Below are 15,241 nucleotides of genomic sequence, written 5' to 3'. Positions count from 1 at the left end.
TTTATGAAGCATCTTGTTTTTGTGTATGGAACCTTGAGACAAGACCAATCCAATCACCATTATTTAAAGGGTTGTAAATTACTAGGTAGGTTTGAGACTCCTGAGGAATACGATCTTTTTGAACTAGATGCTTATCCAGCGATGATTTTAGGAAAGAAAAGTGTCGCTGGGGAGGTCTATATGATTAACGACGAAGTTTTGGAGTCGCTCGATCGGCTAGAAGATGTGCCTATTGAGTATCGTCGCGAGCAAATAGAGACTATATTTGGATTAGCATGGGTATATTTGTATCAGCTTGATCTAACAGCTAATAAAGAAATACTTTCGGGTGACTGGTGTAAGCGGAACAATGATTCCTAATTAGTTATTCACCTAGCGAGGCAACAAAAAGCCAGCATTTCGATGCTGGCTTTTTTAATGAGATTAAGTTGAGAAAGAAACGAGAGGGTTAGTCTGGGTTCTGCTCAAGAAACTCTTCAACTTTACGAACCATATTCTTAGAACCAACGAAGAAAGGTACACGCTGGTGTAGCTCAGTTGGTTTGATGTCCATGATACGTTGTACACCATCAGAAGCGATACCGCCTGCTTGCTCCATGATGAAGGCAATAGGGTTGCATTCATAAAGCAAACGCAGTTTACCTTGAGGGTGGCTTTCTGTACTTGGGTATAGGTAGATGCCCCCTTTAAGTAGGTTGCGGTGGAAGTCAGATACAAGAGAGCCAATGTAGCGAGAAGTGTAAGGACGATTATCACTTGGCTCGCTTTCCTGACAGTACTTGATGTACTTCTTAACACCTGTAGGGAAGCGAATGTAGTTACCTTCGTTGATTGAATAAATCTTACCTTCGTCAGGGATCATCATGTTTTCATGAGACAGACAGAAGGTGCCTAGTGATGGGTCGTAAGTGAAGCCATTTACACCCGCACCGGTTGTGTATACAAGCATGGTCGAAGAGCCGTAAATCACGTAACCAGCAGCAACTTGCTTATGTCCAGGCTGTAGGAAATCTTCTTGTGCTGGTGGAGTACCAATCGGTGATACTCGGCGGTAGATTGAGAAAATTGTACCGACCGATACATTCACATCGATGTTTGAAGAACCATCAAGTGGATCCATTAGTACAACGTATTTTGCGTTTTTGTTGAGCTCTTTATTGAAGGCAACGGCTTCGTCTTCTTCTTCACTCGCGACACCACAAACTTGATCTCGAGCTTCAAGTGCGGCTTTAAACTTGTCGTTAGCATACAGGTCTAGCTTTTGTTGCTCTTCACCTTGAACGTTGTCTGTACCAACAGCGCCAGTAATATCGACAAGACCTGCTTTGTTAATTTCACGGTTAACAATTTTTGCAGCAAGACGAATTGATGACAAAAGGGATGATAGATCACCGCTTGCATGGGGGAAGTCATTTTGTTTTGCAACAATGAACTCACCAAGGGTGCGCATCTCAGACATGTTATTTCCTTAAACTTCTCTGAATATTAGGGGGGGGGGATTTGAGCACTATAGAATTGGCCTCTTATATGGGCTTTATTCATCTAGACGCTTACCTAAATTCTAAAGGCTAGATCTTTTTAATGGTAATGAACTAAGCGACACAGATCTCACTTACTATGTCGACTAAATTTGTTTTGCATTGCCGCTCGCTTTTAACCGCCATTTAATGATAATGAGTGCAAGCCGTTTTAATTAGGCACCGTTTATTTAGCCAAGCGTTTGGAAGCAATTTATGCATATTCATATCTTAGGAATTTGTGGCACCTTCATGGGTGGTGCTGCGGTATTGGCTCGTCAACTAGGTCACAAGGTTACCGGTAGTGACGCGAATGTTTATCCTCCAATGAGTACTTTGTTGGAATCTCAAGGGATCGAAATTATTGAAGGTTTCGACCCTAGCCAGCTAGAACCAAGGCCGGATCTCGTGGTTATAGGTAATGCGATGAGCCGCGGTAACCCATGCGTAGAGTATGTCTTGGATAACAACCTTCGATACACCTCTGGTCCACAGTGGTTGCAAGAGTTCTTGCTGCATGACCGTTGGGTTCTGGCGGTGTCCGGTACTCATGGTAAAACCACGACATCAAGCATGCTGGCTTGGATCTTGGAAGACTGTGGTTATGCTCCGGGCTTCTTAGTTGGCGGTGTGTTGGGTAACTTTGGTATCTCTGCTCGCCTTGGTGAAAGCATGTTCTTTGTGGTAGAAGCCGACGAATACGACAGTGCTTTTTTCGATAAACGATCTAAGTTCGTTCATTACCACCCAAGAACCTTGGTGATGAATAACCTAGAGTTCGATCATGCGGACATCTTTGACGATCTTGAAGCGATTAAGCGTCAATTCCATCATTTGGTGCGTACAGTGCCTAGCAATGGCCGCATTTTCTCACCTAAGCAAGACGCTGCTATTCAAGATGTTCTAGCTCGCGGTTGCTGGAGTGAAACTGAATCGAGTGGCGAGCAAGGCGACTGGGATGCCAAGAAGCTCGTCAAAGATGGTTCTCAATTTGAGGTTTACTTCCAAAATGAATGTGTTGGAACGGTAAATTGGGATTTAGTGGGCGACCACAACGTCAACAATGCCTTGATGGCGATAGCAGCTGCACGACACATAGGTGTGACGCCAGATTTAGCGTGCGAATCGCTAGCTACTTTCATTAACACTAAACGTCGTTTGGAGTTTAAAGACGAGGTGGCAGGTGTTTCTGTTTATGACGATTTTGCTCATCATCCAACGGCGATTGAACTTACTCTGGGCGGATTACGTAATAAGGTCGACACTAAGAAGATCATTGCTGTTTTAGAGCCTCGTTCTGCCACCATGAAACGTGGTGTGCACAAAGAAACACTGGCTGATTCGTTGAAGCAAGCGGATTCTACCTACTTATTCCAACCCGACAATCTTGATTGGTCGGTACAAGACGTCGCGGACGCTTGTCACCAACCGGCACTCGTGAGTGATGACATGGATGCATTCGTTGCTAAAATTGTCTCAGAGGCACAAGCGGGCGACCAAATCTTGGTAATGAGTAATGGTGGTTTTGGTGGTATTCACCAAAAACTGTTGGATGGTTTGGCACTCAAAGGCTAATGGCGCCTACGATCTTATAATTTGAAGTAATTGAGAACATGACAAAACACGATAAAGCGATAACTCTTGCTTTCACTGGCGCATCTGGTGCGCCTTATGGCTTGCGTTTACTTGAATGCCTTTTGGCTGCCGATTATCAGGTCTATTTGCTGATTTCATCGGCAGCGCGAGTGGTATTGGCGACCGAGCATGATCTCAGGTTACCTGCTGGGCCAGATGCGGCCAAACAAGCTTTGGTTAAACGCCTTGGCTGCGACCCTCAAAAGTTGGTGGTGTGTGGCAAAGATGATTGGTTCTCGCCAGTTGCCTCTGGTTCAGCTGCACCGAAGCAGATGGTAGTTTGTCCATGTTCCGCGGGAAGTTTGGCTTCGATTGCACACGGCTTATCGGATAATCTGATTGAGCGAGCAGCAGACGTAGTCATGAAAGAGCGAGGTCAACTGTTATTAGTAGTTCGTGAAACGCCATTTTCTACGCTGCATTTAGAGAATATGCACAAACTCTCGACTATGGGCGTGACGATCATGCCTGCGGCTCCGGGTTTTTATCATCAACCTAAGTCGATTGAAGATCTGGTCGACTTTATGGTGGCGCGTATTCTTGATCATCTTGGTATCGAACAAGGTTTAGTGCCACGTTGGGGCTACGATCAACGTAATTGATCCAAACTTGATAGCTTATTGTTAAAAATCAAATTACAATTCTGAACACTCATCGGGGAGCGAACCATTCAAATAATGAATGCGAGCTGAGATCAAGCAGATGCTTGGGACCCGTAAACCTGAACCAGATAATGCTGGCGTAGGAATTGAGTTAGGAACAACCTCTACCGTTCTCCTCCCTCAAACCTGTGCCGCTCAGACCATGGAGAGCGTCCAGTGAAATTCACATTAACTACCCTTGCTGTTACTACAGCGATCTCTTTTTCTGCCTTTGCTGCAGACAATACGTTAACCGTATATACCTATGACTCTTTTGCTGCGGATTGGGGCCCTCGTCCTGCCGTAGAGAAAGCGTTTGAAGAAAAGTGTGGCTGTGATGTGAATTTTGTCGCGCTGGAAGATGGCGTCTCTATTCTTAACCGCTTACGCCTTGAAGGTGGCAACAGCAAAGCTGACATCGTTCTTGGTTTAGATAACAACCTCATGGCTGAAGCGAAAGCGACGGGCTTATTGGCTGAGCACAATGTTGATACTTCGACAGTAACACTGCCAAATGGCTGGAACGATAATATATTTGTACCTTACGACTTTGGCTACTTCGCTTTTGTCTACAACACAGAGAAGCTAGCAAACCCACCGAAAAGTCTGAAAGAGTTGGTTGAGCAACGTGAAGACCTGGAGGTTATCTACCAAGATCCACGAACTTCAACACCAGGCCAAGGCATGATGTTGTGGATGAAGTCAGTTTACGGTGATGAAGCGACAGCCGCATGGAAGAAGCTTGCTCAGAAAACCGTGACGGTAACCAAAGGCTGGTCTGAAGCTTACTCTATGTTCCTAGAGGGTGAATCTGATTTAGTATTGTCTTACACCACTTCTCCGGCTTACCACATCATTGCGGAGAACGATTCTAAGTACGCAGCAGCGAACTTCAAAGAAGGGCATTACACTCAAGTGGAAGTGGCTGCAAAGGTCAAAGGCAGCAAGAATGAAAAGCTTGCTGATGAGTTTATGGCGTTTATCCTAAGTGATGAATTCCAATCGGCGATGCCGACAGGTAACTGGATGTACCCAGTGACAGATGTTGAGCTACCTAAAGGTTTCGAACAACTGACGGTACCTCAGCAAGCGCTAAGCTTTAGCTCTGAAGAGATCGCCGAGAAGCGTAAGTCTTGGATTCGTGAATGGCAGAGTGCGCTTACTTTTTAATTAACTTTTAAAAGAATGAACAACCTGTATTTAAAGCCATTCTTTATGTTTGGAATGGACTTTTACGGTAAAGATCAATTTATGATAAAGAAAACGCCTAAGGTCGGTATTTGGGTTGCGATACTCATTACCGCCTTCGTGGTTTCAGCAGTAGGGGCATTGCTTAGCAATGCCCCTTCTCTTGATATCAGCCAAGTATGGTCCGAACCCTACTATTGGCATGTAACGAAGTTCAGTTTTTATCAAGCAACACTCTCAACGGTGCTGAGTGTTGGCTTTGCTATACCTATTGCTCATGCTCTGTGTCGCAGGCAATTTTTTGGGCGAGCCTTGTTGTTAAGGCTATTCGCTTCGACCTTGGTTCTGCCAGTGTTAGTCGGCGTGTTTGGTTTACTGGCTATTTACGGCAACAGTGGTTGGTTGGCAAAACTGCTTGAGAACTTTCATATTGAACTGCCATTCTCGATTTATGGGTTGAATGGCATTTTGTTGGCACACGTCTTCTTCAATCTGCCTTATGCCAGTCGTTTACTTCTGCAAGCGTTAGATACGGTGCCTGCTGAGCAGCACAAGTTGTGTGCGCATTTAGGCATGAGTCATTGGAATAAATTCAAATGGGTTGAATGGCCGAGATTAAGACAGCAATTACCACATGTTTTTGGCTTAGTCTTCATGCTGTGCTTTACCAGCTTTGCTACTGTGATGGCGCTAGGCGGTGGACCTAAATCAACCACTATCGAGCTCGCTATTTATCAGGCGATTAAGTTCGACTTTGATCTGCAAGCGGGAGCTTTGCTGGCGATATGGCAAATGCTGTTATGTGGCGTGTTAGCAGTGAGTATTCAGCGCCTGTCTAAGCCTATCTCTGTGACGGCGAGTCAGTTGTCGGAAGAGAAATATTTGGTTAAGGACAGCTGGAGGTCAAAAGCTTGGGATAGCTTTTGGATCATCATAGTCTCAATACTGGTATTGCCGCCATTAGCTATGGTTATCGTCAGTGGTATTAACTCGCAGGCATTAACCGTACTGAGCAGTGAGCCGTTTTGGGCTGCGTTAATGACCTCGGTTAAAGTCGCGTCATTAGCAAGTGTTATCGCGGTTGGTATTGGTATCGCGATACTATTGACCAGCAGAGCATGGCGCTTACAGAATAAGAACTTTAGAGCCGATAAAATCGAGCTGATTGGCACTATTATCTTAGTCACTCCAGGGCTAGTGATCAGTACGGGGATCTTCTTATTACTGCGCTCATTCACAGATGTTTTCAGCTTAGCTTTCTTTATCGTGATTGCAGTCAACAGTTTAATGGCACTGCCTTACGTAATTAAAACCTTGGCTCAACCTATGCTGCATTTGTCTCAGCAGTACCAGTATGTGTGTGCAAGCTTAGGGATGACAGGGTTCACTCGCTTTAGGCTGGTGGAGTGGCGAGCACTGCGTAAGCCGATGGCGCAAGCATTCTCAATCAGTTTTATGCTGGCGATGGGCGACTTAAGTGCGATTGCCTTGTTTGGTAGTCAAGATTTTAGGACTTTGCCTTTGTACCTATTCCAATTGTTAGGCAGCTATCAGATGGAGGCCGCAGCGGTAGTTTCAGTGAGTTTATTGTTATTGAGTGTCGGCAGTTTTAGCCTGATTGAATTTTTGTTTAGCCGAACCTCTAAGTCTGATGCTAAAGCGTTAAGGAACCGATGATGTTAGTGATGAAAGATGTGGATTACCACTATCACCAAGAGTTGTTTAGTTTTGATTTCCAAGCTGAACAGGGCGACATTGTTGCGCTTATGGGACCGAGTGGCGCCGGTAAATCAACACTGTTAGCGCTAGTTGCTGGGTTCATCGAGCCTACATCGGGTGAGATTTCAGTGGCAGGGCAATCACTGATTGGCAAAGAAGCGCATCAACGACCGTTGGCGATGTTGTTTCAAGAGCACAACCTGTTTGCTCACCTTACGGTGCGAGAAAATATTGGCTTAGGTCTGCATCCTGGTTTAAAGCTTATCTCAGCCCAAAAGCAAGCTGTGGAGCAAGCCGCAGCGCAAGTTGGCGTCGCTGAGTATTTGGATAGATTGCCTGAGCATTTATCCGGTGGTCAACGCCAGCGTGTCGCACTAGCGCGTTGTTTTGTTCAACCACATGATATTTGGCTGTTGGATGAGCCTTTCTCTGCGCTGGATCCGCTATTGCGAGAAGAGATGCTTAGCTTAGTGAAGCGATTAGCGGCAGAGCGAAATATTACGGTTTTGATGGTGACTCACCACTTAGGTGACGCGCGCAGCATTGCAAATAAGTTTGTTTTTGTGGCGCTAGGTAAGGTGTTGGTTGAAGACTCGATAGAGGTATTGACGGCGGAGCATCCACAGCCAGAGTTAAGCTCATTTGTTAAAGCGGGTGAGTGACGATTCATCACTCCTGTTGAATGTCTCGATATTGAGTTCGTAGAAAACAAAAAGACCTAGCATGCGCTAGGCCTTTTATTCACTCTATGAGTAAAGCGAGATAACGATTAGTCTTCTAGCTTTAGCTCTTTTAAGATTTGGAAGATCTCACGAGAAGACTTTGCAGGCTTGTTCGCAGATTTCTCTTTGTTAGCTTGGCGAGCTAGCTGACGAAGACGCTGACGGTCTGCTTCAGGGTACATTTCCATTACTTCTGAAATAGCCGCATCGCCTTCAGCAACAACACGATCACGCAGTTGCTCAAGCTTATGTAGCTCAGCTGTTGCTTGTGAGTGTTTGTTACGTACTTTATCCAAAGCCGCTTGAATTGGCTCTGGATCGACATTGCGCATTACTTTACCAATGTATTGAAGTTGACGACGCTTCGCTTCATTTTTAAAGCGTTGTGCATCCTTAATCGCTTGTGCCAAATCTTCAGACAGCGGAAATTTGTCTAATACAGAAGGCTTTAGACCAACAAGCTCTTCTCCCAGCTTTTGCAGGGCATCCATGTCCGTTTTCATTTCTGTCTTACTTACCCAGATGATTTCTTCTTCTGGTTCCCATGGGGCTTTTTGGTTTTTGCGGGCCATCTTTTCTGCCTATGTCACTATCTCAAACGAATATATTGCCTATTTTAGCAAGAATCTTGGGGAGAAAGCGAAATTCTTGTTATCCTACGTAATATTGACCTAAAAAATTAGAATAGATATGGATGTAAAACAGCAAGTCGCCCAGCAAAGAGTTGAGCTAGAAGCCGCAGTAGCTAAAGCGTTGGATATGGCATCAGTGAGTGCAGACGCAGCTGAGGTCGCTATTACTAAGTCAACGGGTTTAAGTGTTTCAACACGTATGTGTGAAGTGGAAAACGTTGAATTTAATAGTGATGGTGCGCTAGGTATTACTGTTTATCGCGGCCAGAAAAAAGGCAGCGCATCTACATCTGATCTGAGTGAAAAGGCTATTGCTCAAACAGTAGCGGCTGCGCTTGATATCGCTCAGTACACTTCTGAAGACCCATTTGCAGGTCCTGCAGCAAAAGAATACATGGTAAAAGAAATTCCAGACTTGGATCTTTTCCACCCTGATGAACCAAACCCTGATTATGCTGCTGAGATTGCAATTGCTGCTGAGAAGCAAGCGTTAGCTTATAGTGACAAGATTAAGCAGAGTGATGGCGCAAGCTACGACAGCCATTATGGCATTAAGGTTTATGGTAACAGTCATGGCTTACTAGCAAGCTACGCTTCAAGTCGCCATAGCACGAGCTGCTGTGTGATTGGACAAGGCGCTAACGGTGAAATGGAACGAGACTACAGCTACACCGTTGCACGTCACCGTGATGAGCTATGGACGCCTGAGCGCGTAGGTCAAGAAGCAGCAGAAAAGACTATTAGCCGTTTGGATGCGAAAAAGCTACCAACAGGCCAATACCCAATTATGTTCGCTAACGATGTGGCTACTGGCTTGATTGGTCATCTTGTGATGGCGATCAGTGGCGGTAACCTATACCGCAGAGCGTCTTTCCTATTGGATCATCTAGGTCAGAAAATTCTGCCTGATTGGTTCAATATTTCTGAGCGTCCTCACATTCTATGTGGTTTAGCTTCAAGCCCATTTGATAGCGAAGGTGTGTTCACTCAAGATCGTGAAATCATCACTGATGGTGTTCTAGCGACTTATCTACTGACGAGTTACGCAGCCCGTAAAATGGACATGACACCAACAGGCCATGCGGGTGGTATTCATAACTGGTTCGTTAAATCGACCGGTCAAAACTTTGAGCAGATGCTAAAAGAGTTGGGCACTGGTTTCCTAGTGACGGAAGTGATGGGCCAAGGCGTTAATACTGTGACGGGTGATTATTCACGTGGTGCTGCAGGTTTCTGGGTTGAGAACGGAGAGATCCAATACCCTGTATCAGAAGTAACAATCGCAGGTAACCTAAAAGACATGTTTACTCAGATTGTTGCAGTTGGTAACGACGTAGAAACACGTTCGCAAATTCAAACAGGTTCTATCTTACTGGAGTCAATGAAAGTTGCGGGTGAGTAACTCACTTTAGTGTAAACCTGATATATTAAAAAAGGGAGCCGATGGCTCCCTTTTTGTATTTACCGAGTTAGGTAACTAAGCTAGATAAGTATGGTGGCTAAGCCTAAGAACACAGATAGGCCAATAACATCGGTTACTGTGGTCAGTGCCATACCGCCAGCAAGGGCTGGATCGATATTCATCTTCTTCAGCATCACCGGGATGGTTACACCAGCAATACCAGCGACAATTAAGTTAGTCATCATCGCTGCTGAGATGATGCCTCCCAGTATCCAGCTACCTTTCCAAGCGACCACGATACCACCAATGATAACGGCCCATAACACACCGTTGAGGAAGCCGATGGCTGCCTCTTTAAGTAGTAGTTCACGTTTGTTACTGTCACCGATATGACCGAGTGCCAAGCCACGAATCACCAGAGCAACGGTTTGGTTACCAGCAACCCCGCCCATTGAAGGCACGATAGTCATCAGAACCGCAATCGCTGCCATTTGGTCGAGCGTTGCTTCAAACATATTGGATACAGATGCGGCAGCAAGTGCAGCAAGGACATTGGCACCAAGCCAGACACTACGACGACGAGCGGATTTTACGACCGGTGCGAAGGTATCTTCGTCATCGTCCATACCCGCCATACTCATCATTGAGTGTTCGGCATCTTCACGGATAACATCAACTACGTCATCGATGGTGATACGACCAACAAGGTGCTGGTTACTATCGACGACAGGTGCTGAAACCCAGTTACGACGCTCAAACAGGCTTGCGATATCTGAAGCACTGGTTTCAACCGCGATCGCTTCGTCGGCATCATCCATCACTTCTGAAACCTGAACATCAGGCTGAGTCGTTACTAGTGTTGTAAGCGATAGGTTACCGATAAGACGTTCTTCTTCATCAATAACATATAGAGCGTCAGTTGCATCTGGCAGTTCGCCACGCATACGCATGTAGCGTAAAACAACGTCAACATCGACATCACCACGAATTGTGATCACGTCAGTGTTCATGATCGCACCCGCTGAATCTTCAGGGTACGACAGGGCGGTTTCAACTAATGCACGATCGACGGAGTCCATTTGAGACAGGACTTCGCGAGAAACATCGTCGGGCAGGCTTCGAAGTACGTACGCGACGTCATCGGTTTCCATGCCTTCTGTTGCTTCTGCCAAGGTTTCTGGTGCCATTTTCGACACAAGGGCATCTTTGACGTCTTCGTTTAGTTCATCAAGAATTTCACCGTAGTCTTCTGGATCGGTGAGTTGCCAGAGTACGTCACGACTTTTGCGAGGGGAGGCTTCTAAAAGGTGTGCAATATCCTCAGGTTCCATGTCCTGAAGTTGTCGGCGTACGTGAACAAATCGGCCGTTTTCTAGGGCTTCGCTGACTTCTTGGAGGGTTTGGTGAGCTTGGTCAAATTCTAATTGCTCTGCCATATTTTCCTCCTATCTCATTATTCTTACAATGCTTGGAATAATAACTTAATTCTAGGGCTTATTTAAATCATAAACTTAGGTAGAACTAAGATTTAATATAGGTTGGTTCACTGTTTGAGTTTGCGGCCTTACGAGTTAAGCGTCTTGGCTACTCACCCTCATCAAATTTATCTTCGATAAGGTGGCAAACGGCATCAAGTGCTTGTTGTGAATCAGCACCCGAAGCTTGAATCGTGATGTGTTGTCCTTGTGCGGATTCCAGCATCAATAGTCCCATCACGCTGTCTGCGGTGGCACTTTTATCTTCTTCACTATGAATTGTGATAGTGGCATCAAAGCTTTGGGCAAGCTCAACCAACTTTACGGCAGCTCTAGCGTGAAGACCCAAGCGGTTTTGGATCAGTACAGTTCGAGTTAATTCCATGGTTAGCCTTATTGGTGCTTCTCTAGAGAGGCATGTCTGATTTGAACTTGATGACCAAGTTGTTCGAAGTACTCACCAATTTTTTGAGTTAGATAAACCGAGCGGTGTTTACCGCCAGTACAACCAATCGCGACCGTTAGGTAACTGCGATTATTCTTCTCTAACATTGGCAACCACTGTTCAACAAAGCCTTGGATCTGTTGCTTGAGCTCAAGGACTTCTGCGTGTTTTTCTAGAAAAGAGTGAATTGGTGCATCAAGACCTGTTAAAGGCCGTAGTGCTGGTTCCCAGTGAGGGTTGGGCAAAAAGCGAACGTCGAACACATAGTCGGCATCACTTGGTAGGCCATATTTAAAACCGAAAGATTGAAAGACAATGATCAGCTCTTGCTTCTCTTTGCCTTCAACTTTAAATCGAACCTTTTCGCTCAATTCGTAGAGGTTACAGTCACTACTATCAATCACAATGCAGGCTTGCTCTGCGAGAGGTGTCAGGAGTGTCTTTTCCAAATCAATCGCTTGCTCAAGAGATAATTTTTCTTGGCCGATTGATAACGGGTGGATTCTACGTGTTTCGCTGTAGCGTTTGAGTAACGTCTGCTTGCTTGCGTCTAGAAATAATACGTTCACATCAATGTTGGTTGCAGACTCTAGCTGCTCTAGCATTTCTGTTACTAGCTGAGGCTCTTTTGGAAGGTTACGAATATCAATGCTTACAGCAACGTTTTGATTGATCTCGCGTACCGATTCGACGAAGTCGTTGAGCAGGTTTACTGGCAGGTTATCGACACAGTAATACCCCAAGTCTTCAATGACTCGCAGCGCAACACTTTTACCAGCTCCTGATTGGCCACTAACAACGATTAACCGCATGTTATTGCTCGCAAGTTGGCACTTGAATCATGATGTCGTAAAGCTCTTGATCGCTTTGAGCATTACGCAACTGTTTAAGAGTCTGCTTGTCGTTAAGTCGTTCCGCCATACAAGAAAGGGTTTTTAGATGCTCCTTGCACTGTTCACTTGGAACAAGCAGGGCAAATAGTAGGTCGACAGGACGGTTATCAATAGCATCAAATTCGATCGGATCTTGGCATTGCAGTAATACAGCAATTGCTTTATCACTGACATTCATACGAGCATGGGGAATAGCGATGCCATTACCAATGCCAGTACTACCCATTTTTTCACGGCTCAACATGCACTCAAACAGTTCTGTTGAATCTTGACCACAGCTTTCTGCTGCGATCTGACTGATGAGCTCAAGGGCTCTTTTTTTGCTTGTGCATTGGACTGCACTTTTGGTGCAGTCCAATGAAAGTACTTCGCTTAATTGCATGTTAGTGACTACTTAGCTTTTCTTTGTGCTTGTTGAGTTGGCGGACGAGTTTATCAACCAATGAATCAATCGCGGCATACATGCTTTCATCTGTTGCTGTCGCATGGATTTCCCCCTGATTTATATGCAGAGTAGCTTCTGCGATTTGATTGACTTTCTCAACTTTTAAAACAACCTGAACACTATTGATATGATCAAAGAAGCGCTCAAGTTTGTCGAATTTGGTGTGAACATAGTCTTGCATTGAATCGGTAAGATCAACGTGATGGCCTTGAATATTGATTTGCATAGACTTTCCTTTTCAGTTGGTGCCTGATAATAGCGATTGAGCTAAGAAGGACTCATTCGCTTATAGAAGGCGTTTACGCTGACTCGATGGGGCTATGCCCAGAGACTCACGGTATTTAGCTATCGTACGTCTAGCTACCTGAATTCCTTGGTCAGCCAGTAAAGCAGCTATCTTGCTATCACTGAGAGGCTTAGCGGTATTTTCTGCCGCAACAAGCTTCTTAATGAGTGCTCGAATTGCTGTCGATGAACATTCACCGCCATTGTCAGTACTGACATGGCTCGAGAAAAAGTATTTCAGTTCGAAGATGCCACGAGGCGTATGCATGAACTTTTGAGTCGTCACACGAGAGATCGTGGATTCGTGCATATCAACGGCTAAAGCAACATCGTTGAGTACCATTGGCTTCATCGCTTCTTCGCCATGTTCGAAGAAATCGCGCTGATGTTCAACAATGCATCGCGCAACTTTGAGTAGCGTCTCATTTCGGCTTTCTAAGCTTTTGATTAACCACTTCGCCTCTTGCAAGTTCGAGCGAATGTATTGGTTATCGGCGCTGTTGCCTTTACTTCCCAAGTCAGCGTACTGCTGATTGACTTTCAGCTTTGGCACGCTGTCAGGGTTAATGGTTACTAACCATTTACCTAGGTCTTTGAACACTGATACATCAGGAACCACATATTCGGTTTCGTCTGGCGTAATCTTGCTGCCAGGTCGTGGGTCCAGTTGTTGAATGAGCTGCAGAACCTCACGTAGCTCTGCTTCCTTCAACTTGGTTTCCTTGATCACGAGTTTGTAATCACGGTTACCGAGTTGGTCGATATGGCTAGTAAGTACTAACTTAGCCTCATCAAGCCAAGGTGTGTCTTGTGGGAAAGTCGCCAGTTGCAGCAGCAAGCAATCTTGAAGGTTTAGCGAGCCAACGCCCAACGGATCAAATTGCTGGATTCTTTTGCGCACTGCTTCGATTTCATCAAGTTCAATGTATTCACTGTCGAAATTTTCAAGGATATCTTCACAAGATACGGTGAGATAGCCATAATCATCAATGGCATCGATTAGCGCGAATGCAATGCTTCGGTCTGTTTCTGTGAATGGTGTGAGGTCGAGTTGCCAAAGTAGGTAATCGTGCAGGCTTTGGGTGGTTTCACCTTGATATACAGGCATGTCGTCATCAATAGCAATACCAGTGTTACCTGTATTTGCGCTATAGACATCTTCCCAAGTTGTGTCGATCTCGAGCTCGTTACCAATCTCTGATTTTTCGATTAAGTCTGAGCTGTCAGGTAAGTCTTGCTCTGCGGCTTCAACTGTTTCTTTCTCGTCACTGCTAGGTTTTTCTTCCGATGATGGCGTTTCTTCATTGCCTTCTTCGACATCGAGTAGTGGGTTAGATTCAAGTGCTTCTTGGATCTCTTGTTGCAAATCTAAAGTAGACAATTGCAGCAAACGAATCGCTTGCTGCAATTGAGGAGTCATTGCTAACTGTTGGCCTAGCTTAAGTTGTAATGAGGGTTTCATTCAGTGTTACTTACCTAGTTATTATTCTTAGAACTCTCGATACTCTCTATATAATCATAGACGGAATTGTTCGCCTAGATAAACTTGTTTAACTTGTTCGTTATTGAGAACATCTTCAGGAGTACCTTCTGCGATCAGGTGTCCTTGGCTCACGATGTAGGCCTTTTCACACACGTCTAATGTTTCACGAACGTTGTGGTCGGTAATCAAAACACCCAAACCGCGATCGCGCAGGTGTTCGATAATTTTCTTGATATCGATAACAGAGATCGGGTCAACACCAGCAAACGGTTCGTCTAGCAAGATAAACTGAGGGTTTGCTGCTAGAGCGCGAGCGATTTCAACACGACGACGTTCACCACCCGATAGGGCCATACCATTACTGTGACGGATATGTTGAATGTGGAACTCTTCTAGAAGGTCTTCTAGCTTATCCTGACGCTGTTCATTGGTCATCTCATCGCGAGTCTGTAAAACCGCCATGATGTTGTTCTCAACAGACAGCTTACGGAAGATTGATGCTTCCTGAGGCAGGTAACCGATACCAAGACGCGAACGGCTATGCATCGGCAAGATACTGATATCTCGGTCATCAATGCTGATGGTACCTTCGTCACGAGCAACTAAGCCTACAATCATGTAGAAGGATGTCGTTTTACCGGCACCATTAGGACCAAGTAAACCGACGATCTGACCTGACTCAACCTGTAGGCTTACGTCAGTCACTACTTTACGTTTGCTGTATGTTTTCGCTAGGTTTTGCGCTTTAAGAACGGCCAT

16 protein-coding genes and 1 riboswitch are annotated in these 15,241 nt (G+C 45.2%); of the genes, 7 read left to right on the top strand and 9 right to left on the bottom strand.

The window, feature by feature from the left end; all coding sequences use genetic code 11:
• Window positions 1–3: 3 nt before the first annotated feature.
• Window positions 4–360 (top strand): gamma-glutamylcyclotransferase, encoded by a 357-nt coding sequence (locus L1D11_RS16125; protein WP_239831794.1) that lies wholly within the window; start codon window positions 4–6, stop codon window positions 358–360.
• A gap of 88 nt (window positions 361–448) precedes the next feature.
• Here the strand turns inward: L1D11_RS16125 and fbp are convergent, their stop codons facing one another.
• Complete coding sequence (gene fbp / locus L1D11_RS16120; RefSeq protein ID WP_239831793.1) at window positions 449–1,459, bottom strand: class 1 fructose-bisphosphatase; 1,011 nt, start codon at window positions 1,457–1,459, stop codon at window positions 449–451.
• 274 nt (window positions 1,460–1,733) lie between these two features.
• Between fbp and mpl the strand changes: the two genes are divergently transcribed.
• The 5 genes from mpl (at window position 1,734) to thiQ (ending at window position 7,362) form a co-directional block, all read left to right on the top strand.
• Window positions 1,734–3,092, top strand: a complete 1,359-nt coding sequence (gene mpl, locus L1D11_RS16115; RefSeq protein ID WP_239831792.1) for a UDP-N-acetylmuramate:L-alanyl-gamma-D-glutamyl-meso-diaminopimelate ligase — start codon at window positions 1,734–1,736, stop codon at window positions 3,090–3,092.
• A gap of 38 nt (window positions 3,093–3,130) precedes the next feature.
• Window positions 3,131–3,754 carry a flavin prenyltransferase UbiX gene (locus tag L1D11_RS16110; protein ID WP_239831791.1) on the top strand — a complete coding sequence of 208 codons (624 nt, stop codon included), beginning with the start codon at window positions 3,131–3,133 and terminating at the stop codon, window positions 3,752–3,754.
• Window positions 3,755–3,797: 43 nt separating this feature from the next.
• Window positions 3,798–3,917: riboswitch (TPP riboswitch) on the top strand.
• A gap of 53 nt (window positions 3,918–3,970) precedes the next feature.
• A complete protein-coding gene (gene thiB, locus L1D11_RS16105) occupies window positions 3,971–4,963 on the top strand; it encodes a thiamine ABC transporter substrate binding subunit (RefSeq protein ID WP_239831790.1) in 993 nt (330 codons plus the stop codon).
• Between the two features lie 81 nt (window positions 4,964–5,044).
• The gene (gene thiP / locus L1D11_RS16100) at window positions 5,045–6,658 is read left to right on the top strand and encodes a thiamine/thiamine pyrophosphate ABC transporter permease ThiP (protein WP_239831789.1); all 1,614 of its coding nucleotides are present in this window, start codon (window positions 5,045–5,047) and stop codon (window positions 6,656–6,658) included.
• Window positions 6,658–7,362: a thiamine ABC transporter ATP-binding protein gene (gene thiQ, locus L1D11_RS16095; RefSeq protein ID WP_239831788.1), complete on the top strand. Its 705-nt coding sequence runs from the start codon at window positions 6,658–6,660 to the stop codon at window positions 7,360–7,362. Before thiP ends, thiQ begins: the two co-directional genes overlap by 1 nt.
• 107 nt (window positions 7,363–7,469) lie before the next feature.
• Here thiQ and yjgA read toward each other — a convergent pair whose 3' ends face one another.
• The gene (gene yjgA / locus L1D11_RS16090; protein WP_017058909.1) at window positions 7,470–7,994 is read right to left on the bottom strand and encodes a ribosome biogenesis factor YjgA; all 525 of its coding nucleotides are present in this window, start codon (window positions 7,992–7,994) and stop codon (window positions 7,470–7,472) included.
• A gap of 118 nt (window positions 7,995–8,112) precedes the next feature.
• On the opposite strand from yjgA, the gene pmbA reads away from it, so the two are divergent.
• Complete coding sequence (pmbA, locus tag L1D11_RS16085; RefSeq protein ID WP_239831787.1) at window positions 8,113–9,456, top strand: metalloprotease PmbA; 1,344 nt, start codon at window positions 8,113–8,115, stop codon at window positions 9,454–9,456.
• 80 nt (window positions 9,457–9,536) lie between these two features.
• Here pmbA and mgtE read toward each other — a convergent pair whose 3' ends face one another.
• The 7 genes from mgtE to lptB form a co-directional block, all read right to left on the bottom strand.
• A complete protein-coding gene (mgtE, locus tag L1D11_RS16080) occupies window positions 9,537–10,892 on the bottom strand; it encodes a magnesium transporter (protein WP_239831786.1) in 1,356 nt (451 codons plus the stop codon).
• A 148-nt stretch (window positions 10,893–11,040) separates the two neighbouring features.
• On the bottom strand, window positions 11,041–11,316 hold the full coding sequence (locus tag L1D11_RS16075) for an HPr family phosphocarrier protein (RefSeq protein ID WP_137407606.1): 276 nt from the start codon (window positions 11,314–11,316) through the stop codon (window positions 11,041–11,043).
• Window positions 11,317–11,324: 8 nt separating this feature from the next.
• Window positions 11,325–12,188 carry an RNase adapter RapZ gene (gene rapZ / locus L1D11_RS16070; RefSeq protein ID WP_239831785.1) on the bottom strand — a complete coding sequence of 288 codons (864 nt, stop codon included), beginning with the start codon at window positions 12,186–12,188 and terminating at the stop codon, window positions 11,325–11,327.
• 1 nt (window position 12,189) lies between these two features.
• Window positions 12,190–12,651 carry a PTS IIA-like nitrogen regulatory protein PtsN gene (gene ptsN / locus L1D11_RS16065; protein WP_004738707.1) on the bottom strand — a complete coding sequence of 154 codons (462 nt, stop codon included), beginning with the start codon at window positions 12,649–12,651 and terminating at the stop codon, window positions 12,190–12,192.
• Window position 12,652: 1 nt separating this feature from the next.
• Complete coding sequence (gene hpf, locus L1D11_RS16060) at window positions 12,653–12,940, bottom strand: ribosome hibernation promoting factor (RefSeq protein WP_239831784.1); 288 nt, start codon at window positions 12,938–12,940, stop codon at window positions 12,653–12,655.
• Between the two features lie 60 nt (window positions 12,941–13,000).
• Window positions 13,001–14,461 carry an RNA polymerase factor sigma-54 gene (locus L1D11_RS16055; RefSeq protein WP_239831783.1) on the bottom strand — a complete coding sequence of 487 codons (1,461 nt, stop codon included), beginning with the start codon at window positions 14,459–14,461 and terminating at the stop codon, window positions 13,001–13,003.
• 54 nt (window positions 14,462–14,515) lie between these two features.
• A complete protein-coding gene (gene lptB / locus L1D11_RS16050; protein ID WP_004738702.1) occupies window positions 14,516–15,241 on the bottom strand; it encodes an LPS export ABC transporter ATP-binding protein in 726 nt (241 codons plus the stop codon).

The organism is Vibrio sp. Isolate32, from assembly GCF_022397955.1.
Lineage (GTDB): Bacteria > Pseudomonadota > Gammaproteobacteria > Enterobacterales > Vibrionaceae > Vibrio.
This window is presented reverse-complemented; position numbering and strand designations above follow the sequence as displayed.

Excerpts from the sequence above, each read along its gene's own strand:
- L1D11_RS16125 (WP_239831794.1), top strand. The coding sequence starts at position 4 with ATGAAGCATCTTGTTTTTGTGTATGGAACCTTGAGACAAGACCAATCC.
- fbp (WP_239831793.1), bottom strand. The coding sequence starts at position 1,459 with ATGTCTGAGATGCGCACCCTTGGTGAGTTCATTGTTGCAAAACAAAAT.
- mpl (WP_239831792.1), top strand. The coding sequence starts at position 1,734 with ATGCATATTCATATCTTAGGAATTTGTGGCACCTTCATGGGTGGTGCT.
- L1D11_RS16110 (WP_239831791.1), top strand. The coding sequence starts at position 3,131 with ATGACAAAACACGATAAAGCGATAACTCTTGCTTTCACTGGCGCATCT.
- thiP (WP_239831789.1), top strand. The coding sequence starts at position 5,045 with ATGATAAAGAAAACGCCTAAGGTCGGTATTTGGGTTGCGATACTCATT.
- thiQ (WP_239831788.1), top strand. The coding sequence starts at position 6,658 with ATGTTAGTGATGAAAGATGTGGATTACCACTATCACCAAGAGTTGTTT.
- yjgA (WP_017058909.1), bottom strand. The coding sequence starts at position 7,994 with ATGGCCCGCAAAAACCAAAAAGCCCCATGGGAACCAGAAGAAGAAATC.
- pmbA (WP_239831787.1), top strand. The coding sequence starts at position 8,113 with ATGGATGTAAAACAGCAAGTCGCCCAGCAAAGAGTTGAGCTAGAAGCC.
- mgtE (WP_239831786.1), bottom strand. The coding sequence starts at position 10,892 with ATGGCAGAGCAATTAGAATTTGACCAAGCTCACCAAACCCTCCAAGAA.
- L1D11_RS16075 (WP_137407606.1), bottom strand. The coding sequence starts at position 11,316 with ATGGAATTAACTCGAACTGTACTGATCCAAAACCGCTTGGGTCTTCAC.
- rapZ (WP_239831785.1), bottom strand. The coding sequence starts at position 12,188 with ATGCGGTTAATCGTTGTTAGTGGCCAATCAGGAGCTGGTAAAAGTGTT.
- ptsN (WP_004738707.1), bottom strand. The coding sequence starts at position 12,651 with ATGCAATTAAGCGAAGTACTTTCATTGGACTGCACCAAAAGTGCAGTC.
- hpf (WP_239831784.1), bottom strand. The coding sequence starts at position 12,940 with ATGCAAATCAATATTCAAGGCCATCACGTTGATCTTACCGATTCAATG.
- L1D11_RS16055 (WP_239831783.1), bottom strand. The coding sequence starts at position 14,461 with ATGAAACCCTCATTACAACTTAAGCTAGGCCAACAGTTAGCAATGACT.
- lptB (WP_004738702.1), bottom strand. The coding sequence starts at position 15,241 with ATGGCCGTTCTTAAAGCGCAAAACCTAGCGAAAACATACAGCAAACGT.